Source organism: Streptomyces sp. NPDC014870, assembly GCF_043081505.1.
Taxonomy (GTDB): domain Bacteria; phylum Actinomycetota; class Actinomycetes; order Streptomycetales; family Streptomycetaceae; genus Streptomyces.
Map to the genome: position 1 here is coordinate 281,670 of NZ_JBIBWQ010000012.1, position 23,932 is coordinate 305,601.

Annotated in this window: 21 protein-coding genes; 9 read left to right on the plus strand and 12 right to left on the minus strand. The window is 73.8% G+C overall.

Annotation, left to right across the window (positions count from 1 at the left end):
• Positions 1-19: 19 nt before the first annotated feature.
• From ACF09C_RS31390 to ACF09C_RS31405, 4 genes are all read right to left on the minus strand, one after another.
• On the minus strand, positions 20-1,282 hold the full coding sequence (locus ACF09C_RS31390; protein WP_392096416.1) for an NAD(P)/FAD-dependent oxidoreductase: 1,263 nt from the start codon (positions 1,280-1,282) through the stop codon (positions 20-22).
• 120 nt (positions 1,283-1,402) lie between these two features.
• Positions 1,403-2,734 (minus strand): deoxyguanosinetriphosphate triphosphohydrolase, encoded by a 1,332-nt coding sequence (locus tag ACF09C_RS31395; protein ID WP_392096418.1) that lies wholly within the window; start codon positions 2,732-2,734, stop codon positions 1,403-1,405.
• Between the two features lie 160 nt (positions 2,735-2,894).
• Complete coding sequence (locus tag ACF09C_RS31400) at positions 2,895-3,848, minus strand: sirohydrochlorin chelatase (protein WP_392096420.1); 954 nt, start codon at positions 3,846-3,848, stop codon at positions 2,895-2,897.
• Positions 3,849-3,937: 89 nt separating this feature from the next.
• Entirely contained in the window at positions 3,938-4,636 is a 699-nt protein-coding gene (locus tag ACF09C_RS31405; RefSeq protein WP_392096422.1) for a hypothetical protein, read from the minus strand.
• Between the two features lie 66 nt (positions 4,637-4,702).
• On the opposite strand from ACF09C_RS31405, the gene ACF09C_RS31410 reads away from it, so the two are divergent.
• From ACF09C_RS31410 to ACF09C_RS31420, 3 genes are all read left to right on the plus strand, one after another.
• Positions 4,703-5,434 carry an aquaporin gene (locus tag ACF09C_RS31410; RefSeq protein WP_392096423.1) on the plus strand — a complete coding sequence of 244 codons (732 nt, stop codon included), beginning with the start codon at positions 4,703-4,705 and terminating at the stop codon, positions 5,432-5,434.
• Positions 5,435-5,465: 31 nt separating this feature from the next.
• Positions 5,466-6,218 carry a vancomycin high temperature exclusion protein gene (locus ACF09C_RS31415; protein ID WP_392096425.1) on the plus strand — a complete coding sequence of 251 codons (753 nt, stop codon included), beginning with the start codon at positions 5,466-5,468 and terminating at the stop codon, positions 6,216-6,218.
• A gap of 96 nt (positions 6,219-6,314) precedes the next feature.
• Positions 6,315-8,543 carry a molybdopterin oxidoreductase family protein gene (locus ACF09C_RS31420; RefSeq protein ID WP_392096427.1) on the plus strand — a complete coding sequence of 743 codons (2,229 nt, stop codon included), beginning with the start codon at positions 6,315-6,317 and terminating at the stop codon, positions 8,541-8,543.
• Here the strand turns inward: ACF09C_RS31420 and ACF09C_RS31425 are convergent.
• The 5 genes from ACF09C_RS31425 to ACF09C_RS31445 form a co-directional block, all read right to left on the minus strand.
• Positions 8,497-8,892: a gamma-glutamylcyclotransferase family protein gene (locus tag ACF09C_RS31425; RefSeq protein ID WP_392096428.1), complete on the minus strand. Its 396-nt coding sequence runs from the start codon at positions 8,890-8,892 to the stop codon at positions 8,497-8,499. The genes ACF09C_RS31420 and ACF09C_RS31425 overlap by 47 nt on opposite strands.
• On the minus strand, positions 8,889-9,221 hold the full coding sequence (gene cutA, locus ACF09C_RS31430) for a divalent-cation tolerance protein CutA (protein ID WP_392096429.1): 333 nt from the start codon (positions 9,219-9,221) through the stop codon (positions 8,889-8,891). Before cutA ends, ACF09C_RS31425 begins: the two co-directional genes overlap by 4 nt.
• Before the next feature lie 99 nt (positions 9,222-9,320).
• A complete protein-coding gene (locus ACF09C_RS31435) occupies positions 9,321-11,273 on the minus strand; it encodes an ABC transporter ATP-binding protein (protein WP_392096431.1) in 1,953 nt (650 codons plus the stop codon).
• Positions 11,270-13,003, minus strand: a complete 1,734-nt coding sequence (locus ACF09C_RS31440; RefSeq protein WP_392096432.1) for an ABC transporter ATP-binding protein — start codon at positions 13,001-13,003, stop codon at positions 11,270-11,272. The genes ACF09C_RS31435 and ACF09C_RS31440 overlap by 4 nt, the downstream gene beginning before the upstream one ends.
• Before the next feature lie 13 nt (positions 13,004-13,016).
• The gene (locus ACF09C_RS31445) at positions 13,017-13,616 is read right to left on the minus strand and encodes an NADPH-dependent FMN reductase (RefSeq protein ID WP_392096433.1); all 600 of its coding nucleotides are present in this window, start codon (positions 13,614-13,616) and stop codon (positions 13,017-13,019) included.
• A gap of 162 nt (positions 13,617-13,778) precedes the next feature.
• Here ACF09C_RS31445 and ACF09C_RS31450 point away from each other — a divergent pair, with 162 nt between their 5' ends.
• The 4 genes from ACF09C_RS31450 (at position 13,779) to ACF09C_RS31465 (ending at position 17,377) form a co-directional block, all read left to right on the plus strand.
• Positions 13,779-15,500 carry a right-handed parallel beta-helix repeat-containing protein gene (locus ACF09C_RS31450; RefSeq protein ID WP_392096434.1) on the plus strand — a complete coding sequence of 574 codons (1,722 nt, stop codon included), beginning with the start codon at positions 13,779-13,781 and terminating at the stop codon, positions 15,498-15,500.
• Positions 15,497-15,901: a hypothetical protein gene (locus ACF09C_RS31455; protein WP_392096435.1), complete on the plus strand. Its 405-nt coding sequence runs from the start codon at positions 15,497-15,499 to the stop codon at positions 15,899-15,901. Before ACF09C_RS31450 ends, ACF09C_RS31455 begins: the two co-directional genes overlap by 4 nt.
• A gap of 253 nt (positions 15,902-16,154) precedes the next feature.
• A complete protein-coding gene (locus ACF09C_RS31460; RefSeq protein ID WP_392096436.1) occupies positions 16,155-16,664 on the plus strand; it encodes a hypothetical protein in 510 nt (169 codons plus the stop codon).
• A 92-nt stretch (positions 16,665-16,756) separates the two neighbouring features.
• Entirely contained in the window at positions 16,757-17,377 is a 621-nt protein-coding gene (locus tag ACF09C_RS31465; protein WP_392096438.1) for a class F sortase, read from the plus strand.
• 3 nt (positions 17,378-17,380) lie between these two features.
• Here the strand turns inward: ACF09C_RS31465 and ACF09C_RS31470 are convergent, their stop codons facing one another.
• From ACF09C_RS31470 to ACF09C_RS31480, 3 genes are read right to left on the minus strand one after another with little or no spacing between them, the layout of a single operon-like run.
• Complete coding sequence (locus tag ACF09C_RS31470; protein WP_392096440.1) at positions 17,381-18,169, minus strand: sulfite exporter TauE/SafE family protein; 789 nt, start codon at positions 18,167-18,169, stop codon at positions 17,381-17,383.
• Positions 18,170-18,206: 37 nt separating this feature from the next.
• Positions 18,207-18,470 carry a hypothetical protein gene (locus ACF09C_RS31475; protein ID WP_392096441.1) on the minus strand — a complete coding sequence of 88 codons (264 nt, stop codon included), beginning with the start codon at positions 18,468-18,470 and terminating at the stop codon, positions 18,207-18,209.
• On the minus strand, positions 18,463-19,920 hold the full coding sequence (locus ACF09C_RS31480; protein WP_392096442.1) for a ferric reductase-like transmembrane domain-containing protein: 1,458 nt from the start codon (positions 19,918-19,920) through the stop codon (positions 18,463-18,465). Before ACF09C_RS31480 ends, ACF09C_RS31475 begins: the two co-directional genes overlap by 8 nt.
• Positions 19,921-20,133: 213 nt before the next feature.
• Here ACF09C_RS31480 and ACF09C_RS31485 point away from each other — a divergent pair, with 213 nt between their 5' ends.
• Both ACF09C_RS31485 and nirB read left to right on the plus strand, forming a co-directional pair.
• Complete coding sequence (locus tag ACF09C_RS31485) at positions 20,134-21,378, plus strand: NAD(P)/FAD-dependent oxidoreductase (RefSeq protein ID WP_392096443.1); 1,245 nt, start codon at positions 20,134-20,136, stop codon at positions 21,376-21,378.
• A 1-nt stretch (position 21,379) separates the two neighbouring features.
• Entirely contained in the window at positions 21,380-23,929 is a 2,550-nt protein-coding gene (nirB, locus tag ACF09C_RS31490; protein WP_392096445.1) for a nitrite reductase large subunit NirB, read from the plus strand.
• Positions 23,930-23,932 lie beyond the last annotated feature (3 nt).

Consider the following 23,932-nt stretch of genomic DNA (forward strand, 5'->3'; position numbering starts at 1 on the left):
GGAATTCTACGTGGGCGGGTCAGGGAACGAGGCTCTCCAGGGGGACGGACGGATCCGCGAGGGCGTCGGTGTCCACCGGGGACCCGGCCCGGATGAGCTTCTGGACGGGTTCTGTGACGTCCCACACATTCACGTTCATCCCGGCGAGCACCTTGCGGTCCTTCAGCCAGAAGGCGATGAACTGCCGCTTTCCCGCGTCGCCGCGGATCACGACCTGGTCGTAGGAGCCGGGCGGGGCCCAGCCGGAGTACTCCATGCCGAGGTCGTACTGGTCGGAGAAGAAGTACGGCACGCGGTCGTACGAGACGTGCTGCCCGAGCATGGCGCGGGCGGCGGCCGGGCCGCCGTTGAGGGCGTTGGCCCAGTGCTCGACGCGCAGCCGGGTGTCCAGGAGCGGGTGGTGCGCGGCGGCGACGTCGCCGGCCGCGAAGATCTCCGGGTCGGAGGTGCGCAGCGAGGCGTCGACGGCGATGCCGCCGCCGTGGGCGCGGTCGACCAGGGCGAGCCCCGCGGCCTCGGCGAGGGCGGTGCGCGGGGCGGCGCCGATCGCGGCGAGGACGGCGTGCGCCGGGTGCTCCTCGCCGTCGTCGGTGCGGACGGCGAGGACCATGCCGTCCTGTCCGACGATCTCGGCGAGCCGGGCGCCGAAGACGAAGCGGACGCCGTGCTCGGTGTGGAGGTCGGCGAAGAGCTGGCCGAGTTCGGGGCCGAGGACCTGGTGGAGCGGGGTGGGCTCGGACTCGACGACGGTGACCTCGGCGCCGTAGCCGCGGGCCGCTGCGGCGACCTCCAGGCCGATCCAGCCGCCGCCGGCGATCACCAGGTGGCCGTTGTCCCGGCCGAGGGCGGCCAGGACGTGGCGCAGCCGGTCGGCGTGGGCGAGCCGGCGCAGGTGGTGGACGCCGGCGAGGCCGGTGCCGGGGATGTCGAGGCGGCGCGGCTCGGAGCCGGTGGCGAGCAGCAGCCGGTCGTAACGGATGGTGGTGCCGTCACCGAGGCGTACGGTGCGGGCCTCGCGGTCGACGGTGGTGACGGGCTGCCCGAGGTGGAGCTCGACCTCGGCCCGGGCGTACCAGGCCGCCTCGTGGACGAAGACGCTGTCGCGCTCCTCCTTCCCGGTGAGGTAGCCCTTGGAGAGCGGTGGGCGTTCGTAGGGGTGGTCGCGCTCGTCGCCGATGAGGATGACCCGGCCGGTGAACCCCTCGGAGCGGAGCGTCTCCGCCGCCTTGGCCCCGGCCAGTCCCCCGCCGACGATGACGAAGGTCTGATCTGCGTCGACCACTTGATGCCTCCTCGTTGCGACCGCTTCTACGCTACGCCTCCGGGCGTTCGGCGAGCCGTTCCGCCTCGGGCCCTGCGCCGAGCGTCCCGCACGGAGCGTGATGACGAAAGAGGGCGGGGCTCATGCGCGGCGCGGGCGGAGGCGGGCGTGCAGGGTGCGGGCGGAGGCGTCGGTGAGGGAGGCGATCTGGTCGATGATCACCCGCTTGCGTGACCTGTCGTCGTCAGCGGCGTCGAAGAGGGCGCGGAACTGCGGGTCGAGCCCCTCGGGGGCGCGGGAGGTGAGCGCCTCGGCCAGCTCGGCGAGGACGATGCGCTGGTCGGCGCGGAGGGCCTCCTGCTCGGCGCGCTGCATCACGTACCGGTCGGCGACGGCCTTGAGGACGGCGCATTCGTTGCGGGTCTCGCGGGGGACGACGAGTTCGGCGGCGTACCGGGTGAGGCGGCCGGATCCGTACGCCTGCCGGGTGGCGCCCTCGGCGGCGAGGGCGAAGCGGCCGATCAGCTGGCTGGTGGCGTCCTTGAGCCGGGCCTGGGCGACGGCGGAGCCGTCGTAGCCGTGCGGCCACCAGTCCTGGTCGACGAGCCGGTCGAGCGCCTCGGCGAGCTCCTGCGGGTCGGTGTCGTGCGGGACGTACCGGCCGATGGCGACGCGCCAGATGTCGGCGCGCTCGGGCTCGGCGAACAGCATGTTCGGGTCGATGTGGCCGGCGTGCAGGCCGTCCTCGAAGTCGTGGACGGAGTACGCGACGTCGTCGGACCAGTCCATGACCTGGGCCTCGAAGCACTTGCGGTGGGCGGGAGCGCCCTGCCGGGCCCACTCGAAGACGGGCAGGTCGTCCTCGTACACGCCGAACTTGGCGGAGTCGGGGTCCTCGGGGTGCCCGCCGCGCGGCCAGGGGTACTTGGTGGCGGCGTCGAGGGCGGCGCGGGTGAGGTTGAGGCCGACGCTGACGGGCCGGCCGCCGGCGGGGTCGGCGATGAACCGCTTGGGCTCGATACGGGTGAGCAGCCGCAGCGACTGGGCGTTGCCCTCGAAACCGCCGCAGTCCTTGGCGAATTCGTTGAGCGCGACCTCGCCGTTGTGCCCGAAGGGCGGGTGGCCCATGTCGTGGGCGAGGCAGGCGGCTTCCACGAGGTCGGGGTCGCAGCCGAGCGCGGCACCGAGCTCGCGCCCGACCTGGGCGCACTCCAGCGAGTGGGTCAGGCGGGTGCGGGGGCTGGCGTCCCAGGCGTGGCTCCGGGAACCGGGGGTGACGACCTGGGTCTTGCCCGCGAGCCGGCGCAGGGCGCTGGAGTGGAGAACGCGCGCGCGGTCCCGTTGGAAGGCGGTCCGCCCTGGCCGCTTGTCCGGCTCGGCGGCCCAGCGCTCGGTGGCGCCGTCGTCGTAGCCGGGGGTGTCGGTGGTGCCGGGGGTGTGCGTGCTGCTGGGGGTGTCCGCGAAGCCTTCCATGCACCGAAGGTAACGGGCGGGACGGACACATGGGGTCCCTGGCGTGCGGGTGACACGTCCGGTGGCCGGTCCGGACGGTGCTGGGGCGGGTGAGGGGCAGGTGCTGGGGCGGGTCCCGGTGCAAGTGCTGGGGCGGGTCCCGGGACAGGTTCTGGGGCCCTCAGGCGGAGGCGAGTTCTCGCCAGGAGGCCGCGGGGGCGGTGAGCGCCTGGTCGTAGCGGTGCAGGACGAGGCGGGCGAGGGCGGGGTGGTCGCCGAGCGGGTGTGCGGCGATCCACGGGGCGTGGGCGGTGGCGTGGGCCGCGAAACGGCCGGGGGCGGTGAAGCAGGAGGCGACGGCGACGCGGTGGCGGCCCCGGGCGGCGAGCGCGCGCACCGCGTCGGGGACGGTGGGGGTGGCGGCGGAGGCGTAGGCGGGGAGGACGGGGGTGCCGCCGAGCCGCTCGGAGAGCGCGGCGGCGATCAGCCGGACGGCCGCGAGCCCCTCGGGGTCCCGGGAGCCGGCCGCCGCGAGGACGACGCCGGTGGCGCGCGAGGTGCTGTCGGCGGAGGTCCAGCCCGACTCGGTGAGCCGGTCGGCGAGCGCCTCGACGAGCAGCGGGTGCGCGCCGAGCGGTGCGGCGATCCTGACCCGGCCCTCGGGCAGCGCGGCGGCAGCGGCGGGCAGGTCGTGCTTGACGTGGTGCCCGGGCCCGAAGAGCAGGGGCACGAGGACGGCGCGGGGGCGGGCGGGGGCCGCGGCGCGCCCCGTCCGCGCGAGGTCCGTGCGCGCCGGGTCCGTCCGCGCGAGGTCCGCCGAACCCGGGCCCACGTCCGCGGGGGCGGCAGGTGCGAGGGCGGCCAGGGCGTCCGGGAGGAGCGGGGGGTTCAGTTCGATGTGGGCGAGGCGGACGTCGAGGCCCGGGCGGAGTTCGCGGACGCGTTCCGCCAGCCGGCCGAGGGTGGCGGCGGCGCGCGGATCGCGGCTGCCGTGGCCGACGGCCACGAGGGTCGGGCGGGTGTCGCGCGCGGCGCCGTACGGGCGGACCTGGCTGAGGCGCTCGCCGAGCCGGGTCGTGATCGTGCCGAGCAGCTCGGCCGTGGTGTCGAACGTACTGTCGTCCCGCTCCGTCATGCACCGATCCTGACGGCGCCGCGTTGCCGCCCCGTTGCGCGGGCGTCACGAGTGTTTTCCGTGCGCTCACCGCCGCCCGGGCGGAGGTGTCAGGCCGCCAGCCAGACCCGGAGCGGGCCGAGTTCCTCGAAGCCCACGGCGAGCGCGGGCGGCAGGTCGTCGCCGGACTCGTAGCCGACGACGGGGCTGCCGGCGTCGACCTGTGTCAGACAGGCGGCCCACACCTCGGCCGGGTCCACCCCCGGTGCGGCGAAGAGGTTGGAGATCCCGGTGAGGCGCCAGTTGTCGGTGAGCACCGCTCCCCCGGCGATCCGGCCCTCGGCGTCGTACCCGGCGACGATCTTCGTGTACGGGTCGGTGAGGAGTCCGGCGCGGAAGAGCGCCGCTTCGTCGGCGTCTCCGCCGCTCCACGCGAGGGCCCAGTCGAGGAGTCCCTCCGGGGTGCCGACGGCGCGCCAGGTGGTGCCCGCCGGTGCCTCGGTCTCCGTCGGGGGAAGCCACCCGGGCCGGTGGATCCAGCGCGCCTCGAAGAGCGGCCGGAAGCCCTCGGCGGCCAGGTCGAGCCGGGCGAAGGAGTCCTTGACCGTGGCGCCGGGCGCCTCGCGGTCGATGGAGTCGAGGACGTCCCGTACGGACGCGTCGTCGGTCAGCGTCACCGCGTCCGGGTAGTAGAGCGGGGTCCGGCGGGCGTTGGTCCAGGCGCGCGGCCCGAAGGTGCCGGGGCGGCCGTGCGCGGCGCACATCGCCTGGCACCACTCCGCGTTGTTGAGGGCGGCCTCGTCGATCATGCGCGGATCGTACGGGTTCACCCCTTCCCCTCTCATTCTTTTATCTAGCGGAATATCTTTTCCGTCATGCGAATGTCTCCCTCTCCTCCCCCCGGGCTGCCCCGGCGCGCCGCCGCCGAACTCGTGGGCACCGCGGCGCTGGTGGCCGTCGTCGTCGGATCGGGCATCCAGGCGGCCGCGCTCAGCCCGGACGTCGGGGTGCGCCTGCTGGCCAACTCGCTGGCCTCCGCCCTCGGGCTCGGTCTGCTCATCGCCCTGCTCGGCCCGCTCTCCGGCGGCCACCTCAACCCGGTCGTCACCCTCTCCGAGTGGTGGGCCCGCCGGGGCGAGGACGGCGCCCCCGGCGTCCGCGAGGTGGCGGTCTACGTGGCCGCCCAGTTCGTCGGCGCCGTCGCCGGGGCCCTGCTCGCCGAGGCCATGTTCGGTCGTGCCCCGGGCACCTGGTCGACCGCGGCCCGCTCCGATCCCCATCTGCTGCTCGGCGAGACCGTCGCGACGGCCGGGCTCGTCCTGCTCGTCCAGGGCCTGCGCCGGATCGGCCGCTCCTCGCTCGCCCCGATCGCCGTGGGCTGCTACCTGCTGGCCGCGATCTGGTTCACCTCATCGGGCTCCTTCGCCAACCCGGCCGGGACGGTCGGCCGCTCCTTCTCCGACTCCTTCACCGGGATAGCCCCCGGCTCGCTCCCCGGTTTCGTCGGGGCTCAGCTCCTCGGCGCGCTGCTGGGCGTCGCCCTCGCCACCGTGCTGTACGGCAGCGGGAACGAACCGAAAGGCCCGCGTTCGCGTCGAACAGGGTGACCGGGAAGTCGAGATCCACGGAGGTTCATCCATGCGCGGCCTGCGACGCGTGCGCGTACCCGCCCGGCTGAAGCGGGGCGTGCTCGGGCTGAGGCGGAGCGCGCTCGGGCTGACCCGGGTCCCGCTCGTGCCGCGCACCACCCGGGCGAGGCGCCGTACGGTCCAGGCCGTCATGCTGGGCGCCGTCCTCGCCCTCGCGCCCGCCACCTGGACGCACGCCGTCGCCGACAGCCGGCTGCGCACCACCGCCGACGTGCCGGCCCAGGAGGTCGCCGTCGTCTTCGGCGCGGGCCTGTGGAAGGGGCGGCCGACCCCGTACCTCGCGCACCGGCTCGACACGGCCGCCGAGCTGTACCGCGCGGGCAAGGTCAAGGTCGTCCTCGTCACCGGCGACAACAGCCGGGTCGAGTACGACGAGCCGGACGCGATGCGCACGTACCTCACCGAGCGCGGTGTGCCGGACGGCCGGATCGTCAGCGACTACGCGGGCTTCGACACCTGGGACTCCTGCGTCCGCGCCAAGAAGATCTTCGGCGTCGACCGGGCCGTCCTCGTCACCCAGGACTTCCACATCAAGCGGGCCGTGGCGCTCTGCCGGGCCGCCGGCATCGAGTCGTACGGGGTGAAGGTCGTCGAACCCCACGACTCCGTCTTCTACTACGGCGGCGTCCGCGAGCTCGTCGCGGCGGGCAAGGCGGCCCTGGACGCGAGCCTCCGCCCCGACCCGCACTTCCTCGGCGAGCGGGAGAAGGGCGTGACGGAGGCGCTCGCCTCCGCCCGCTGACCCTCACGGCATCCACCGGGGCCACGGGAGCAGAACGGGCGGCACCCGTAATGCGGAGCGCCCCCGCCCGTAACACGGCCGTCGCAGAGTTTCCGCATGTCCGAGGCTGTCACCACCCCCGCCGCCCCTGCCGCCGTCGCCACGCACTGCCCCTACTGCGCGCTCCAGTGCGGCATGTCGCTCCGCCCCACGGCGGGCTCCGCGGAGGTGTCCGTGGAGGTGGTGGAGCGCCCCGACTTCCCCGTCAACCGGGGCGCGCTGTGCGGCAAGGGCCGCACCGCCCCGGCCGTACTCTCCTCCCGGGTCAGGCTGACCGGGCCCCTGGTCCGATGCCCTGACACAGGTGCCCTGAAGTCCGCCTCCTGGGAGGAGGCACTCTCCGCCGTCGCCGAGGGGCTGAGCCGGACCCGCGCCGACCACGGACCCGATGCCGTGGGGGTCTTCGGCGGCGGCGGCCTCACCAACGAGAAGGCGTACACGCTCGGCAAGTTCGCCCGGGTCGTGCTCGGCACCTCGCAGATCGACTACAACGGCCGCTTCTGCATGTCGTCGGCGGCGGCCGCGCACCAGCGGGCGTTCGGCCTCGACCGGGGGCTCCCCTTCCCGCTGGAGGACGTCCCGCGCACCGGTTGCGTGATCCTCGTCGGTTCCAACCTGGCCGAGACGATGCCGCCCGCGCTGCGCTACCTGACCGAGCTGAAGGCGAACGGGGGGAAGCTGATCGTCGTCGACCCGCGCCGCACCCGCACCGCCGAGCAGGCCGACCTCCACCTCGCGCCCCGCCCCGGCACCGACCTCGCGCTCGCGCTCGGGCTGCTCCATCTCGTGGTCGCCGAGGGGCGGGTGGACGAGGAGTTCGTCCGGGAGCGGACGGAGGGGTGGGAGGCGGCCAGGGCCGGGGCGATGGCGCACTGGCCCGAGCTGGTCGAGCGGATCACGGGTGTGCCGGTGCCGCGGCTGCGGGACGCGATGCGGATGTTCTGCGACGCGGAGAGCGGGATGGTGCTCACCGCGCGCGGCCCGGAGCAGCAGTCGAAGGGCACGGACACGGTCGGCGCGTGGATCAACCTCTGCCTGGCGACCGGGCGGGCCGGACGCCCGCTGAGCGGGTACGGCTGCCTGACCGGCCAGGGCAACGGCCAGGGCGGCCGGGAGCACGGCCAGAAGGCGGACCAGCTGCCCGGCTACCGGAAGCTGGACGACCCGGCGGCGCGCGCGCACGTCGCGGGCGTGTGGGGGGTGGACCCGGACTCGCTGCCGGGGCCGGGCCGCAGCGCCTACGAACTCCTGGACGCGCTCGGCGGCGAGGTGAAGACGCTGCTCCTCATGGGCTCCAACCCCGTGGTGTCGGCGCCGCGTGCCGCGCACATCGAGGGGCGGCTGCGCTCGCTGGACTTCCTCGCGGTCGCGGACGTGGTCCTGTCGGAGACGGCGGAGCTGGCGGACGTGGTCCTGCCGGTGACCCAGTGGGCGGAGGAGACGGGCACGACCACGAACCTGGAGGGGCGCGTGCTGCTGCGGCAGCGGGCGATCACCCCGCCGGCGGGGGTCCGCACGGATCTGGAGGTCCTGCACGGGCTCGCGGCCCTCCTCGGCCGGGAGAAGGGCTTCCCGACGGACCCGGAGGAGGTCTTCGACGAGCTGCGCCGCGCGTCGGCGGGCGGCCCGGCGGACTACTCGGGCATCAGCTACCGCCGCCTGCGCGAGGAGAACGGCGTCTTCTGGCCCTGCCCGGAGGAAGGGGGCGGCTCGGAGGGCGCGCTCCCGGAGGGCACGGGCGGCTCGGAGGGCGCGCTCCCGGAGGGCACGGGCGGCGAGGGCACCGGGCAGCCGGAGCGCCCCGTGCGGGTTCCGCACCCCGGGAGCCCGCGGCTCTTTCTCGACCGGTTCGCGACGCCGAGCGGGCGCGCCCGGTTCGTGGCGGTCACGCACCGGGCGGCGGCCGAGGAGACCGACGCCGACTACCCCGTCGTCCTGACGACGGGGCGGGTCGTCGCGCAGTACCAGTCCGGGGCGCAGACCCGGCGGGTGGAGGAGCTGAACGCCGCCGCGCCCGGGGCGTTCGTGGAGCTGCATCCGCGGCTCGCCGAGCGGATCGGGGTCGCCGAGGGCGAGCGGGTCGCCGTCGTGTCCCGGCGTGGCCGGGCGGTCGCGCCCGCGCGGATCACCGCGGCCATCCGGCCCGACACGGTGTTCATGCCGTTCCACTGGCCCGGCGAGGGCCGCGCCAACACCCTCACCAATCCGGCGCTCGACCCGGTCTCCCGGATGCCCGAGTTCAAGACGTGCGCGGTCCGGGTCGAGCCCGCCAGTCCCCGCCCGTGATGAGCGGCCCGTACGGGGTGCCGGGCGCCGCGAACCAGACCCAGGCCCGCACGGCCGCGCCGTCCGCGATCCTGAGCGCCTCGCACTCGGTCCGCTCGTAGCCGGCCGGGAGTTCCACCCGGTCGAGCAGATCGAGGAGTTCGCTGTACCCGCCCGGCGCGGCGGTCACCAGGTCGCCCGCGACAAGGCCCTCGCCCGGCACGGCGTACGGGTAGCCGGGCCCGTCGTACAGGAGCGCGCCCGCCAGCCGCGCCGGTTCCTCCTGGGCCGTGCGGCCGAGGAGGAAGCGGTCGTGGTTGTACTCGCCGGGCCGCAGCGTGCCGTAGACGAAGAAGGGCAGTTCCCTCATGCCGGGGGAAGGGCCGACGTCTCGGCCTCCAGCCACGCCAGATACGCGGCCGAGGCCCGTACCACCGGGGTGGCGAGGACCTCGGGGGTCTCGTAGTCGTGCGCGGCCAGGATGTGGGCCTCCAGCTCGTCGTAGCGCGCCTCCGTCGTCTTGAAGAGGACCTGCCACTCCTCCTCGGTCTCGATCGCCTTCCGCCAGTGGTAGACGGAGGTGACAGGACCGGAGACCTGGGCGCAGGCGGCGAGGCGGGCCTCGACCGCGCCGCGCGCGAGTTCCTGGGCCTTGGCCGGGCTGTCGGTGGTGGTGAGTACGGTGAGTGCGAGGGTCACGCGGCCCACCGTACTCACCCCCGACCCGCCCCGCGCCCGCACCGCGGGGCCCCGGGCTCTCGGCACCCGGCCCCGCGCTCACCGCACCCGGCCCCGCGCTCACGCCGCCGCCGCGAACTGGGCCGCGTGCAGCCGGGCGTAGGCGCCGCCCGCGGCCAACAGCTCCTCGTGCGTGCCCTGTTCGACGATGGCTCCCCGGTCCATCACCAGGATCACGTCCGCGTCCCTGATGGTGGAGAGCCGGTGCGCGATCACGAAGGACGTACGGCCCGCCCGGAGCGAGGACATGGCCCGCTGGATGAGCACCTCGGTACGGGTGTCGACGGAGCTGGTCGCCTCGTCGAGGACCAGGATCACCGGCTCGGACAGGAACGCCCTCGCTATCGTGATCAGCTGCTTCTCGCCCGCGCTGAGTCCGGCGCCGTCCTCGTCGAGGACCGTGTCGTAGCCGTCGGGGAGGGTGCGGATGAACCGGTCCGCGTGGGTCGCCATCGCGGCCTCGACGATCCGCTCGCGCGACACCTCGCCCGGCACGCCGTACGCGATGTTCTCCGCGATCGTCCCGCCGAAGAGCCAGGTGTCCTGGAGGACCATGCCGATCCCGGAGCGGAGCTCCTCGCGGGACATCGCCGCGATGTCGGTCCCGTCGAGGGTGATCCGGCCGCCGGTGATCTCGTAGAACCGCATCAGCAGGTTCACGAGCGTGGTCTTGCCGGCGCCGGTAGGACCGACGATCGCGACCGTCTGCCCCGGCTCCACCGTCAGCGAAAGGTCCTCGACGAGCGGCTTGTCCGGCTCGTAGCGGAACGCCACCTTCTCGAAGGAGACCCGGCCCTCGGCCGCCCTGCGCGGGGACACGGGTGCGACGGGCGCGGGGGACTCCTCCTCGGCGTCGAGGAGGTCGAAGACCCGCTCGGCGGAGGCGACCCCGGACTGGAGCAGGTTGGCCATGGCCGCGATCTGGTTGATCGGGCCGTTGAACTCGTACGAGTACTGGATGAACGCCTGCACGTCGCCGACGCTCAGCGTGCCGCTCGCCACCCGCAGGCCGCCGACGACCGCGATCAGGACGTAGTTGAGGTTCCCGACGAAGGTGAGGGCCGGCTGGATGAAGCCGGAGATGAACTGGGCCCGGAAGGTGGCCCCGTACAGCTCCTCGCCCAGCTCGTCGAAGCGCGCCACGGCCGCGTCCCGCCGGCCGAAGAGGACGACCTCGGCGTGGCCGGTGATCATTTCCTCGACGTGGCTGTTGAGCCGGCCGGTGACCGCCCACTGCCTGACGAACTGCGGCTGGGCGCGCTTGCCGATCCGCGCCGCGACGAGGAGCGAGACGGGGACGGTCGCGAGGGCGACGAGGGCGAGCAGGGGCGAGATCCAGCACATCATCACCAGCACGCCGACCAGCGTGAGGAGCGCCCGGACCATCTGGCTGAAGGCCTGCTGGAGGGTCTGGACGATGTTGTCGATGTCGTTGGTGGTGCGGCTGAGGAGTTCGCCGCGGGGCTGCCCGTCGAGGTACGAGAGCGGCAGCCGGGCCAGCTTGGCCTGGGCCTCGGCGCGCAGCCGGTGTCCCGCGCGCTGGACGACGCTCGTGGCGAGGCGCTGCTGGACCCAGTTGAGCGCGGCGGAGCCCGCGACGGCCGCGAAGGAGAGGGCGAGCATCTCGCCGACGGCGCGGAAGTCGACGCCGGCCGGGCGCGCGGCGCCGGAGACGACGAGGTCGGTGGCGCGGCCGAGGAACAGCGGGCTGAGGACGGCGAGGGCGACGCTCGCGGCCGCGGCGGCGAGGGCTCCGACGAGGCGGGTGCGTTCGGGGGCCAGGGTGCGCAGCAGCCGGAGGCCGGAGGCGCGGAAGTCGAGGGAGCGTTCCAGCGACGGGGTGCTGATGCCGGGGCCGCGCTGCTGCACGGCGGGGCCTCGGCGCTCGGGAGCGGTCTTCGTCTTCGTCTTCGGCGTCTGCGGCGCGTTCGCCTTCTGCGGCACGTTCGGCTGCTTCGGCGCGTTCGCCTTCTGCGGCACGTTCGGCTGCTTCGGCGCGCGGGTGTCGCTCATGCCGCTTCCTCCTCGGTGAGCTGGGAGAGGACGATCTCCCGGTACGTGGCATTGGTCCGCATGAGCTCCTCGTGGGTGCCGCTGCCGACGGCCCGGCCCTGGTCGAGGACGACGATCCGGTCGGCGTCGCGGATGGTGGAGACGCGCTGGGCGACGATGACGACGGTCGCGTCGGCGGTCTCCTCCTTCAGTGCCGCTCTGAGCAGCGCGTCGGTGCGGTAGTCGAGCGCGGAGAACGAGTCGTCGAAGAGGTACACCCGGGGGCGGGCGACGAGGACGCGGGCGATGGCGAGCCGTTGGCGCTGGCCGCCGGAGAGGTTGGTGCCGCCCTGCGCGACCGGCGCGTCGAGCCCCTCGGGCAGGGCGCGGACGAAGTCGGCGGCCTGGGCGACCTCCAGGGCGTGCCACAGGTCGGCGTCGCTCGCCTCGGGCCGCCCGTACCGCAGGTTGCTCGCGACCGTGCCGGAGAAGAGGTACGGCTTCTGCGGGACGAGTCCGACGGTACGGGCGAGCAGCGCGGGGTCCATGGCACGGACGTCGACGCCGCCGACCGTGACCTGGCCGTCGGTGGCGTCGAAGAGCCGCGCGACGAGACCGAGGAGGGTGGACTTGCCGCTGCCGGTGGAGCCGATGACGGCGGTGGTGCGGCCGGGGCGGGCGGTGAGGCGCACGCCGCGCAGGACGGGCTCCTCGGCGCCGGGGTAGCTGAAGTCGGCGTCCCGGACGTCGAGGAGACCGGGGCCGTGGAGGGTGTGGACGGGGGCGGTGGGGGCGGAGACGGCGGGTTCGGTGTCGAGGATCTCCTGGATGCGTTCGGCGCTGACCTCGGCCCGCGGCATGTGCATCAGCAGGAAGAGCACCATCATCACCGACATCATGATCTGGAGCAGATAGCCGAGGAACGCGATCAGCGAACCGGCCTGCAGGGCCCCGGACTCGATGCGGTGGGCGCCCACCCAGATGATCGCGACGGTCGACAGTTCCCAGACGATCAGCACGATCGGGAACATCAGCGCCTGGAGCCGGCCGACCTGGGTGCCGACCGAGCGGAGTTCGTCGTTGGCCCCGCCGAAGCGGTGCTGCTCGTGGCGGTCGCGGACGAAGGCGCGGACGACCCGGACGCCGGTGATCTGCTCGCGCATCACCCGGTTGACCCGGTCGACCCGCTCCTGCATGCCCCGGAAGAGCGGCCGCATGCGCAGCACGACACTGCCGACCCCGCCGGCCATCAGCGGAACGAAGAGCAGGAACAGCAGGGCGAGCGGGACGTCCTGGTCGAGGGCCATGACGACGCCTCCGACGCACAGCAGGGGCGCCGCCACCAGCATCGTCAGGACGAGCACGGCGAACGTCTGGACCTGCTGGACGTCGTTGGTGGTGCGGGTGATGAGGGAGGCGGTGCCGAAGCGGCTGATCTCCTGGGCGGAGAAGTCCTGGACCCGGCGGAAGACGGCGGCGCGCACGTCACGGGCGACGCCCATGGCGATCCGCGCGCCGAAGTAGACGGCGGCGGCCGCGGCGGCGGCCTGGAACAGGGTGACCGCGGCCATCAGACCGCCCCCGGTCAGGACATGGGCGGTGTCGCCGCGCAGCACGCCGTTGTCGATGACGTCGGCGTTGAGCCGGGGCAGGGTGAGGGAGGCGAGGGACTGGGCGAGTTGGAGGAGGACGACGAGGGCCAGGGTCCACCGGTAGGGGCGGAGCCGTCCGGCGACGAGTCGCAGCAGCATGGAGTGATTCCCCTCAGGCGCCGTAGGGGCGGGTGGTCCTGGCGTCCCGGAGGGCGTGGGCCCACCAGGCGAGCTGGTCGAGCATCGCCTTGGCGGCGGCGTCGGGTCCGGCGGGGTCCCTGTGGCGGCCGTCCTCGTCGAAGTCCCGGTGCGCGTTGTGGAAGGAGACCGTGTCGCGGATGGTCACGGCGTGCATCTCGGCGAAGACCAGGCGCAGTTGCTCCACGGCCCGCAGGCCGCCGGACATCCCGCCGTAGGAGACGAAGCCGACTGGCTTGGCCTGCCACTCGCCGAAGTGCCAGTCGATGAGGGACTTCAGGGAGGCGGGGAAGGAGTGGTTGAACTCGGGGGTGAGGACGACGAAGGCGTCGGCGGCGTCGAGGACCGGGGACACCTTCGCCAGCTCGGCGCGGACGGCGGCGGCCGGGCGGTGGGAGAGGGCGGTGGGCAGCTCGACCTCGGCGAGGTCGACGAAGTCGACGGCGAAGCCGGTGTGCTCGGCGAGCCGGCCGCGGAACCACTCGGCGAGCACGGGGGCGAACCGGCCCTCGCGGTTGCTGGCGACGACGACGGCGAGCTTGAGCGGCGTGGAGTCCGTACGTGTGATGTCCATGCAGACGATCCTGATACCTCAAGTTTGGTTCAGGTCAAGCGGAGATTCTCCGCGCCTCCTCGGGGGGCCAGGACCGGTCAACACGCCTCGTACCAGCGGCCGTTCGGCTCCCTCCGGTAACATCGGGGGTTCGCAGGCGGGAGCTGGACGGGGGTCCGTGACATGGTCGTGAAGTACGTCGTCTCGCCCCACTCCAGGCGCGGCACCTACCCGAACATCACGTCCGCCCTGCGCGCCTTCTCCGCCCTGCAGGCCGTGTCACGCCGCCGGCGGTCGGCGGTCGTCGAGATCGCGGCCGGGCGGTACGAGGAGGGCCTCGTCGCCTGCGGCGACGTGCGGCTGGTCGCCACCGAGGGGCCGGGCTCCGTCGAGGTGCACCTGGCACGCGGGACCGTCCTGGAGACCTACGGATCGGTCCAGGTCGAGGGCCTGGTGCTGGCCGGCCGGGACGCCGAGCAGGATGCCGTCGCCTGCGCGCAGGGCAGCCTCGTGCTCGACCGCGTGGAGGTCCGCACGCCGGGCGGGGTCGGCACGCACGCGCGGCCGAACACCCAGGTCACCTTGCGGGACAGCACGTTCCTGCACGGCCGCACGCTGTTCACCGCGTCGACCGGGACCATCGAGCGGTGCCGGTTCACGGACGCCGCCGACAACGCGATCGCCGCGATCGAGGGCGCCCAGCTCTCCCTCCGGAGCAGCCGGGTCGAGGGCAGCCGGATCCACGGCGTCCGGGTCTGCGACGCGCGCGCCGAGGTCACCGACTGCGAGCTGACCGGCACCGGGCACGCGGCCCTCATGGCGGACACCCGCGCCCGGCTCGTGGTGGCTGACTGCGCGATCACCGCCGTGCACGGGGAGGGGATCATGTTCATCGAGCAGTCCCGCGGCTCCGTGGACCGTACGCGGGTCACCGACGCCCGGCACGGTCTCGGCGCGGGGAGCGGCGCCGATCCGGTGGTGCGCGACTGCGTGTTCACCGCGTGCCGCGACACCGGCATCATCGTGGAGACCGACGCCCGGGGCCGGTACGAGGACTGCCGGGTCGTCGACGCCCGCAACGTCGGGGTGCTCTCGGCCCGGGGCGGCGCGCCGGAGGTCGTGCGCTGCCAGGTCTCGGGCGGCAACGTCGGGATCGCGGTCACGGAGGGCTCCCGGGGGCGTTTCAGCCACGTCCGGATCGAGGACCTGCCGAACTCCGCGCTGCGGGTCATGGACGGCTCGAAGGGCACGTTCGAGCACGGCCGGGTGGACCGCTGCACGCTGGGCCTGGACACCAACGGGGACGGCGGCACCACGGCCGACCTCACCGACCTGGTGTTCAGCGAGGTCGAGACGGCGGTGACCGCGCTCGGCCGGTCCAGGGTCACGCTCAGGGGCGTGGCGGCGGAGCGCGTGGCCGTGGGCTTCTTCGCCGGCGAGGAGGCGCAGGCGCACCTGCACGACTGCACGGCCACGACGGTCAGGGTCGGCGGGGCCGTCGTGGCGGGCAAGGGCAAGGTCTTCGCGAAGAAGCTCACCGTGCGCGGGTCCGAGGGAAACGGCCTGTCGGTGGCCGAGTCCGGCTATCTGAACGTCGCGGACGGCGAGTTCACCGACTGCGCGACCGCGGGGGCCGTCTTCGCCGACGAGAGCTCCGGCCGCCTGGTGGACTGCGCGGTGAACGGGACCCAGGGGGTCGCCGTGATCCACAACGGCCGCGTCGAGCTCGTCGGCCTGCGCACCTCGTTGAAGGTCGTCGACAAGACGGTGCGCACGGTCGATCAGCCGACGGTCATCCACGTCGACGGCCCGTACATCGCCGGCTCCGTCTACAAGAGCCAGCTCGCCTGGAACAACGACAGCGTCACCCAGAACCAGTCGAACGAGGACGGTAGGACCACATGAGCGAGCGCGAGAACGACCACCACGCCCAGGGACCAGTCTTCCACGGCACGGTCTCCCACAACCAGTTCGCCTGGGGCAACGAGACGGTCACCCAGAACCAGCAGGTCAACGGCGCGGGCGTCGCCCCGGGCTACGAGGCGCTCGCCGAGCGCGTCGCCGAGCTGCTGCGCGCCCTCCCCGAGCAGGGCCTGGCGGACCGGGAGCGCGAGGACACGGTGGCGGCGGCCGACGAGGTGCTCGCCACGATCGCGGGACCCGACGCGCCCGAGCAGGGCCGGCTGCGCCGCTCGCTGGCCACCCTCAGGGGAGCCCTCGCCCCGGTCGCGACCGGCGTCGCGGCCGGCACGACGGCTGCGGCCCAGCAGTGGGCCCTGACGGCGATCGAGGGCCTGATCGTCTGACGGCGGCGCGGCCGGGCCGTGTCACCCGTTCGACACGGGCCGTCAGCTGACTCTCCGTAACCCGCTCTGACCTGCGTAAACACCCCCCAGGCAAGGCGACACACCGCACCGGACGGCGTAATTCTGACCCTCCATCAGCAGGCGCGGCGCGCGCGGCGGCTCTTATCTCGGTCCTAGGAGGCAGGTCCCGGGAAGTCCCTCCCGGCAGGACCGGGCCTCCCGGCATGACCGCTCGCGCGCCCCGGAGGACCCCATGCGCACCACTGCCCGCCTGCTCACCGGTACCGCGCTGACGGTCGCCGCGATCGGCGCACTCGGCTCCCCCGCCGCGTACGCCGGGGACTCCGAGTCCCTGGAGGTCTACCCCTCCTCCGCGAGCCCCGGCACCACCATCACCGTCAACACCCTCGCCTGCGGCAAGAACGGCCGCGGCGTCGGCGACGCGCAGTCCCTCGGCGCGGGGGACTTCCACCTGAACCCGAGCACGCACAAGGAGGTCGTGGTCGGCCAGTTCACGGTCCCGGAGCACGCCAAGCCCGGTACCTACTGGATCAGCGTGGCCTGCGACAACGGCAGGACCGCCCGGGGCGAGCTCGTCGTCAAGCACAAGGACCGCCCGAGCGGCCATGTGCGTACCGGTGTCGGCGGCAGCGTCGGCCCCGACACCACCCAGATCGCGGCGGGCGCGGCGGTGCTGGCCGCGGCTGCCGTCGGCGGTACGTGGCTCCTGCGCCGCCGGGCGAGCGGCGCGCAGGACGGCTAGACGTACCGCAGCGTCCTGCCCCCGCCGCGCGCCCGTACACGGCCCGGCGGGGGCAGGGCCACACCTTCACGCTCAGGCCGGAGGAACGCACCGTGAGCAGCAGGAGCAAGGGGTGGGGCATAGCCGCCGCCGCGTGCGTCGGCGTCTGGCTCGTCCAGAACGGCTCGGAGCACGTCACCCCGCCCGTACCGTCCGCCGCGCAGGCCTTCGCCGCGGGCCCGAACATGCACACCACGGCCGCGGCCGACCCGCTGGAGCCCTCCGCGCCCGTACGGCTGCGCATCCCCGAGATCGACGTCGACACGCCCATGACGGGGCTCGGTCTGGGCCGGGACGGCGCCCTCGACGTGCCGCCGGCGGACGACCGCAATCTCGCGGGCTGGTACGAGGGCGGCACCCCGCCCGGCGCCGACGGCACCGCGATCGTCGCGGGCCATGTCGACAACGCCCGCGGCCCGGCCGTCTTCTACGCCCTCGGCGCGCTGAAGAAGGGCAACCGGATCGAGGTGGACCGGCAGGACGGCCGGACGGCCGTGTTCACGATCGACGCCGTCGAGGTGTACGACAACAAGGCCTTCCCGGACGACAAGGTCTACGGGGAGACGGACGGCCGGGCCGAGATCCGGGTCATCACCTGCGGCGGGGGCTTCTCCAAGCAGTCCGGCTACCAGGGCAACGTGGTCGCCTTCGGCCACCTCATCGGGGTCCGCTAGCCGCTACGACCACTGGTCGAAGGCGAGCTTCGCGACGAGCGAGAAGACGACGACCAGCAGCACGCCCCGGACGAACTCGGCGCCCTTGCTGAGCGCCATGCGCGCCCCGAGCATCCCGCCGGCCAGGTTGAAGACCGCCATGACCGCCGCCAGCTGCCAGAGCACGCTGCCCTGGTACGCGAACGTCGCGAGCGCCCCCGCGTTGGTGCAGACGTTGACGATCTTGGCGGTGGCGGAGGCGGTCACCAGGTCGAGGTGGAGCACGGCGGTCAGCGCGAGGACCAGGAACGTGCCGGTCCCCGGTCCGAACAGGCCGTCGTAGAAGCCGATCCCGCCGCCGACGAGCACGATCGCGGTGACGATCCGGGCCCGGCCGACGGGCGGCTTCTCGCCCTCCCCCTGGGTGCCGAACTTCGGGCGCAGCATCACGAACGCGGCGACGCCGACGAGCACCACCATGATCACCGGACGTAGCACGTCATTGCTGATCCCGGCCGCGAAGAACGCGCCGCCCATGGACCCGGCGAGGGCCGCGAGCCCGATCCGTACCGCCGTCCTCACCTGCACGGGCGCCGTCGCCTTGCGTACGTACGTGATCGCGGCGCCGGTCGTGCCGACGATCGCGACGGCCTTGTTGGTGCCGAGGATCTGCGGGGCCGGGACGTGCGGAACCCCGAGCAGCAGCGCGGGCAGGAGCAGCAGCCCGCCTCCGCCGACCACGGCGTCGATCCAGCCCGCCACGAGAGCGGCGGCGCAGAGCAGGACGAGAGTGGTCAGGGATATGTCAGGCATGCGAGTGAGCCTAAGGAGCAGATGCGTGCGCCGTCCATCAATCCCTGGAGAGTTGAGCTACGTCTGAGGTTGTGCCGATCGGCGCCCGGTCGGGCGCGAGCGGCGCGGCCGGGTCGACGGCGACCGTGAGGAAGGTCGCGGCGAGCGCCCCGGCCGCGAGGAGCCCGGCGGCGACCTGCCGTCGGGCCCGGTCGGCGGGGTGGACGGCAGCGGCGCGGTGCCTGCTCACGGCCGGGGCCTCGGAACGGTCGCGGTGTCTTCTGGTGGCCGAAGCCGCGGAACGGGCACGGTGCTTACTCATGGCTGAAGTCCTCGGAGTGGATGCGGTGGGCCGGTATCCCGGCCCGGACGAGCGAGGCGGTGGCGGCTCTGGACATGGCGGGCGGGCCGCAGAGGTAGACGTCGTGGCCGGCGAGTCCTGGCACGAGGTTCCGCAGAGCCTGCGGGGCGAGCGGGTCGAAGGAGGCGTCGGACGGGCCGAGGAGGTAGTGCAGGGCCGCCTGCCGTTCGTGGGCGATGCGCTCCAGCTCCTCGCGCAGGACGAGCCCGTCCGCGTCGGAGGCCCGGTAGAGCAGCGTCACGTCGCCGGGGCCGCCGGGCAGCGTCTCGAAGAGCGCCCGCAGCGGGGTGATCCCCACGCCCCCGGCGAGCAGCAGGACCTTGCGACGGGTGCGCCGGTGCGCGGTGAGCGCGCCGAACGGGCCGGTCGCGAGGACCCGCGTGCCGGGGCGCAGGCGGCGGATCCGGCGGGTGTGGTCGCCGAGCGCCTTGACGGTGATCCGCAGGGTGTCGTCGCGGACGGGCGCGGAGAGGGAGAACGGCAGCGCCGTCCGCCAGAGCCTGCGGGTCAGGAACCGCCAGCGGAAGAACTGGCCGGGTTCGGCCCCGAGCAGATCGAGCCCGGTGCCCCTGATGGTCACGGAGACCACGCCCGGAGCCTCGTCGCGGACCTCGGTCACGCGCAGGGCGTGCCGCAGGGCCTGCCGGACGGGGACCACGATCCGGTACCAGACGAGCAGCACGGCGACCGTCGCGTGTGCCATGGACCAGGCCCAGAGCGCGACGACGCTGCCGGTGAGGTCGGGCCCGGCGAGCTGGTGCACGAAGCCGAGGGCGGCGGCGAGGTGGCTGAGCAGGTGGAGCGACCGCCAGGTCTCGTGCCGCAGCCGCCGCCGGGCGGCCCGCGCGGACGTGACCCCGACGGCGACGAAGAGCGCGGTCCCGACGGTGGCGGCGAGGAGCGCGGGATAGGAGAGCAGCTCCCCGGCGGCGGTGACGAGGTCGGTACGGGCGTGCACGGCGTACCCGCAGAGCGCGAGCACGGCGTGCGCGCCGACGAGCCCGAGCACGTACCGCCCGCCGACCGCGTGCCACCGGGCGAGCCGGTCGGCCCCGACCCCGTGCTCGACGGCGGGCACCCGCGCCATCAGGAACAGCATGACGAGCACGCCGTACCCGGCGAGCAGCCCGGTGAGGTGGGCTCCGGTGGCGAAGAAGGAGTCGAGCCGGGCGGAGGGCCGCGCCTGCACACCCCAGAGCAGCCCGACGGCCCCGGCGCCGCCGGCGATGGCGTTGCGCAGCCAGGTGGGCTTCACCCTGGGGGTCGTGGGCAGGCGTTCCGCGGAGTGGATCGGGTGGGCACGCCCCCCACCGGGCCGCACCCGGCCCTGCTCCCGCGCGCCGCCACCCCCGCGCTGCGCGAGATACGCGGCGAGCGCCGGGTGGCCGGTTTCCTGAACCTCGGTCGTCACGAGAGCCGACCCTAGGGGCCCGGAGGTATACAAGTGCGCAGCTCAGCGCCTCCCCCGCGATCCTTAAGGCGCCCTTGAGGAGCGCCTCAGCACGGATTAACCCTCACACCGATCGGCCCTCACACCGGAGGACCCCCGTCACGGAGATCAGCGTTCCGCGGGAGAAACAATCGGGATTCCGCCGGGTAACACCCGAGCCGCACGCTTCGACACATGAGTACACGGATCGTGGTGGTCGGCGGCGGGACGGCGGGCGTCCGGCTCGCCCAGCGGCTGCCGGTCACCCTCCTCGGCGAAGAGCCGCACGCACCGTACAACAGGGTGCTGCTCGCGGACGTCCTCGCCGGGCGGTACGCGCCCGAGGTGATCGCCCTGCCCGCTCCCCAGGAGCCGGCACGGCGCGGGGTGCGGGTGGTGCGGATCGACCGGGCCGCCCGGACCGTGGAGCTGGCGGACGGGACGGCCGTCGGCTACGACCGGCTGGTCCTCGCGACCGGCTCCAACCCGGTCCTGCCGCCCCTGCGCGGCCTCCGGGGCGTCCGGCCGCCCGCGGGCGTGCTCCCCTTCCGCACCCTCGACGACTGTCTGGAGCTGCGGGCCCTCGTCCGCCCCGGTGTCCGCGCGGTCGTCATCGGCGGCGGTCTGCTCGGGGTCTCCGCGGCCCGCGCGCTGGCCGCGCTCGGCGCCGAGGTGGTGCTGACCCAGCAGGGCGAGCGCCTGATGGAGCGCCAGCTCGACGCCCACGCCTCGGCGCTGCTCCGCGAGCACGTGGAGTCCCTCGGCGTCGAGGTGCACACCGAGTGCCGGGTCAGCGGTCTTCGGCAGGAGGACGGCGCGGTGACGGCGGTCGAACTGGCCGACGGATTCGTGCTCGACGCGCAGGTCGTGGTCCTCGCCTGCGGGGTCAGGCCGCGCACCGGTCTCGCCCGGGACGCCGGCCTGGAGGTCGCCCGTGGCATCGTCGTCGACGACGAGCTGCGGACCTCCGACCCGTACATCCACGCCGTCGGCGACTGCGCCGAACACGCCGGCCGGGTCTACGGCCTGGCGGGCCCGGCCCTGGAACAGGCGGACGCGCTCGCGGAGGTCCTCCTGCGGTCCGAGGAGCCGTCCGGCACCCGGCCCGCCGACCCCGGCACCCAGCCCGCCCACCCCGGCACCCGCCCCGCCTACACCGGCACCCGGGCGCTGACCCGGCTCACGCTCGGCGGCCCCGTGGGGCTCGACCTCGCCGCGTTCGGCGAGGCCACCCCGCTCCCCGGGGACGACGTCGTCCAGCTGACCGACGCCACCCGGCGCGCCTACCGCAAGGTCGTCGTCCGCGGCGACCGGCTCGTGGGCGGCGTGCTGCTGGGCGACCTGGCCGCCGTCGGCACGCTCGCCCGGGCCTGGGAGGGCGACGAAGCCCTGCCCGACGCCCCCCTGCTTCATCTGCTCACCCATGACGGAGGCTCCTGAGATGGCGACCACGCCCCTGCCCACCCCCACCTCGCCCACCATCGTCCTGGTCGGCCACGGCATGGTCGGCCAACGGTTCCTGGAGGCCCTCGCGGACCGGGGCGTCACGGATCGGGCGCGGGTCGTCGTGCTCTGCGAGGAGCCGCGCCCGGCCTACGACCGCGTCCAGTTGACCTCGTACTTCAGCGGGAAGACCCCCGACGACCTGTCCATGGTCGAGGACGGCTTCATGGCGCGGCACAGCATCGAGCTGTACGTCGGCGACCCGGCGGAGTCGATCGACCGCGCGGCCCGCACGGTCACCGCCCGCTCCGGACAGGTCTTCACGTACGACACGCTGGTCCTGGCCACCGGCTCGTACCCCTTCGTGCCGCCGGTGCCCGGCAAGGACGCGCGGGGCTGCTTCGTGTACCGGACGATCGAGGACCTGCTCGCGATCGAGGAGTACGCCAAGACCGCGACGACCGGGGCCGTGGTCGGCGGCGGGCTGCTCGGCCTGGAGGCGGCCGGCGCGCTCAAGGGACTCGGACTCGCCACGCACGTCGTGGAGTTCGCGCCCCGGCTGATGCCCGTGCAGGTGGACGAGGGCGGCGGCGCGGCGCTGCTGCGCACCATCGAGCGGATGGGTCTGACCGTCCACACCGGCACGGGCACGCAGGAGGTGCTCACCGAGGACGGCGCGGTCACCGGGATGCGGCTCTCGGACGGTTCCGAACTGGCCACGGACCTGGTGGTGTTCTCGGCGGGCGTGCGGCCCAGGGACCAGCTGGCGCGCGACTGCGGCCTGACGGTCGGCGAGCGCGGCGGGATCGCGGTGGACGCCTCGTGCCGGACCTCCGACCCGGCCGTGTACGCGATCGGCGAGTGCGCGCTGGCCTCGGACGGCCGGGTGTACGGCCTGGTGGCGCCCGGCTACGAGATGGCGCTGACGGCGGCGGCGACGATCGCGGAGGCGGCCGAGGAGCGGGCCTTCACGGGCGCGGACATGTCGACCAAGCTGAAGCTGCTCGGCGTGGACGTGGCCTCCTTCGGCGACGCGCACGGCACCGCCGAGGGCTGCCTCGACGTCGTCTACTCCGACTCCCGCTCGGGCGTCTACAAGAAGCTCGTGGTGGACGGCGAGGGCGTCCTCCTCGGCGGAGTGCTGGTCGGCGACGCCGAGGCGTACGGCATGCTGCGCCCGCTCACCGGCACCGTCCCGCCGGTCTCCCCCGAGCAGCTGGTCCTGCCGGCGGGCGCGGGCGCGCCGGTCGCGCTCGGCCCGTCCGCACTGCCGGACGACGCCGTGATCTGCTCCTGCCACAACGTCACCAAGCACGCGATCACCCAGTGCGCGACGCTGCCCGAGGTGAAGAAGTGCACCAAGGCGGGGACGGGCTGCGGCAGTTGCGTGAAGCTCATCGGGCAGCTGCTGCCGGAGCCGGCCGACAAGGGGCTCTGCGGCTGCTTCTCGTACACTCGCGGCGAGCTGTACGAGATCAGCCGTACGCTGCGGCTCACCTCCTTCGCCGCGCTGCTCGACTCGCACGGTCGGGAGGAGGCGCGGGGCGGCGAGGGCTGCGAGGTCTGCAAGCCGACGGTCGCCTCGATCCTGGCCAGCCTCGCCCCTACGATCGGCGTGGGCGGGTACATCCTCGACGGCGAGCAGGCGTCCCTCCAGGACACCAACGACCACTTCCTCGCCAACCTGCAGCGCAACGGCTCCTACTCGGTCGTGCCCCGCATCCCGGGCGGCGAGATCACCCCGGAGAAGCTGATCGTGATCGGCGAGGTGGCCCGCGACTTCGGGCTCTACACCAAGATCACGGGCGGTCAGCGGATCGACATGTTCGGCGCCCGCGTCGAGCAGCTGCCCGCGATCTGGACCCGGCTCGTCGACGCGGGCTTCGAGTCGGGGCACGCGTACGGCAAGTCGCTGCGCACGGTGAAGTCCTGCGTGGGGCAGACATGGTGCCGCTACGGCGTCCAGGACTCGGTGAAGATGGCGATCCAGCTGGAGCTGCGCTACCGGGGGCTGCGCTCCCCGCACAAGCTCAAGTCGGCGGTCTCCGGCTGCGCGCGGGAGTGCGCGGAGGCGCAGTCGAAGGACTTCGGCGTCATCGCAACGGCCAACGGCTGGAACCTGTACGTGGGCGGCAACGGCGGCGCGACCCCGCGCCACGCGGACCTGCTCGCGCAGGACCTGTCGGACGCCGAACTCGTCCGGCTGATCGACCGGTTCCTGATGTTCTACATCCGTACCGCCGACCGCCTGGAGCGCACCTCGGTGTGGCTGGAGCGCATCGAGGGCGGCCTCGACCACCTGCGGGACGTGCTCGTGCACGACTCGCTGGGGCTCTGCGACGAGCTGGAGGCGCTGATGGCGGCCCATGTCGCGGACTACCAGGACGAGTGGGCGGCGACGCTCGACGACCCGGAGCGGCTGCGCCGCTTCGTGTCCTTCGTGAACGCGCCGGAGGCGCCGGACCCGTCGGTGCGGTTCGTGCCGGAGCGGGACCAGATCAAGCCGGACCTGACGGTCCTCACCATCGGCACTCTGGAAGGGGTCTGAACC

Coding starts and splice junctions, on each gene's coding strand:
- ACF09C_RS31445 (WP_392096433.1), bottom strand. CDS start 13,616: ATGGACATCACACGTACGGACTCCACGCCGCTCAAGCTCGCCGTCGTC.
- ACF09C_RS31450 (WP_392096434.1), top strand. CDS start 13,779: ATGGTCGTGAAGTACGTCGTCTCGCCCCACTCCAGGCGCGGCACCTAC.
- ACF09C_RS31420 (WP_392096427.1), top strand. CDS start 6,315: ATGTCCGAGGCTGTCACCACCCCCGCCGCCCCTGCCGCCGTCGCCACG.
- ACF09C_RS31440 (WP_392096432.1), bottom strand. CDS start 13,003: ATGCTGCTGCGACTCGTCGCCGGACGGCTCCGCCCCTACCGGTGGACC.
- ACF09C_RS31460 (WP_392096436.1), top strand. CDS start 16,155: ATGCGCACCACTGCCCGCCTGCTCACCGGTACCGCGCTGACGGTCGCC.
- ACF09C_RS31455 (WP_392096435.1), top strand. CDS start 15,497: ATGAGCGAGCGCGAGAACGACCACCACGCCCAGGGACCAGTCTTCCAC.
- ACF09C_RS31470 (WP_392096440.1), bottom strand. CDS start 18,169: ATGCCTGACATATCCCTGACCACTCTCGTCCTGCTCTGCGCCGCCGCT.
- nirB (WP_392096445.1), top strand. CDS start 21,380: ATGGCGACCACGCCCCTGCCCACCCCCACCTCGCCCACCATCGTCCTG.
- ACF09C_RS31475 (WP_392096441.1), bottom strand. CDS start 18,470: ATGAGTAAGCACCGTGCCCGTTCCGCGGCTTCGGCCACCAGAAGACAC.
- ACF09C_RS31410 (WP_392096423.1), top strand. CDS start 4,703: ATGCGAATGTCTCCCTCTCCTCCCCCCGGGCTGCCCCGGCGCGCCGCC.
- ACF09C_RS31400 (WP_392096420.1), bottom strand. CDS start 3,848: ATGACGGAGCGGGACGACAGTACGTTCGACACCACGGCCGAGCTGCTC.
- ACF09C_RS31415 (WP_392096425.1), top strand. CDS start 5,466: ATGCGCGGCCTGCGACGCGTGCGCGTACCCGCCCGGCTGAAGCGGGGC.
- ACF09C_RS31425 (WP_392096428.1), bottom strand. CDS start 8,892: ATGAGGGAACTGCCCTTCTTCGTCTACGGCACGCTGCGGCCCGGCGAG.
- ACF09C_RS31395 (WP_392096418.1), bottom strand. CDS start 2,734: ATGGAAGGCTTCGCGGACACCCCCAGCAGCACGCACACCCCCGGCACC.
- ACF09C_RS31485 (WP_392096443.1), top strand. CDS start 20,134: ATGAGTACACGGATCGTGGTGGTCGGCGGCGGGACGGCGGGCGTCCGG.
- ACF09C_RS31435 (WP_392096431.1), bottom strand. CDS start 11,273: ATGAGCGACACCCGCGCGCCGAAGCAGCCGAACGTGCCGCAGAAGGCG.
- ACF09C_RS31405 (WP_392096422.1), bottom strand. CDS start 4,636: ATGATCGACGAGGCCGCCCTCAACAACGCGGAGTGGTGCCAGGCGATG.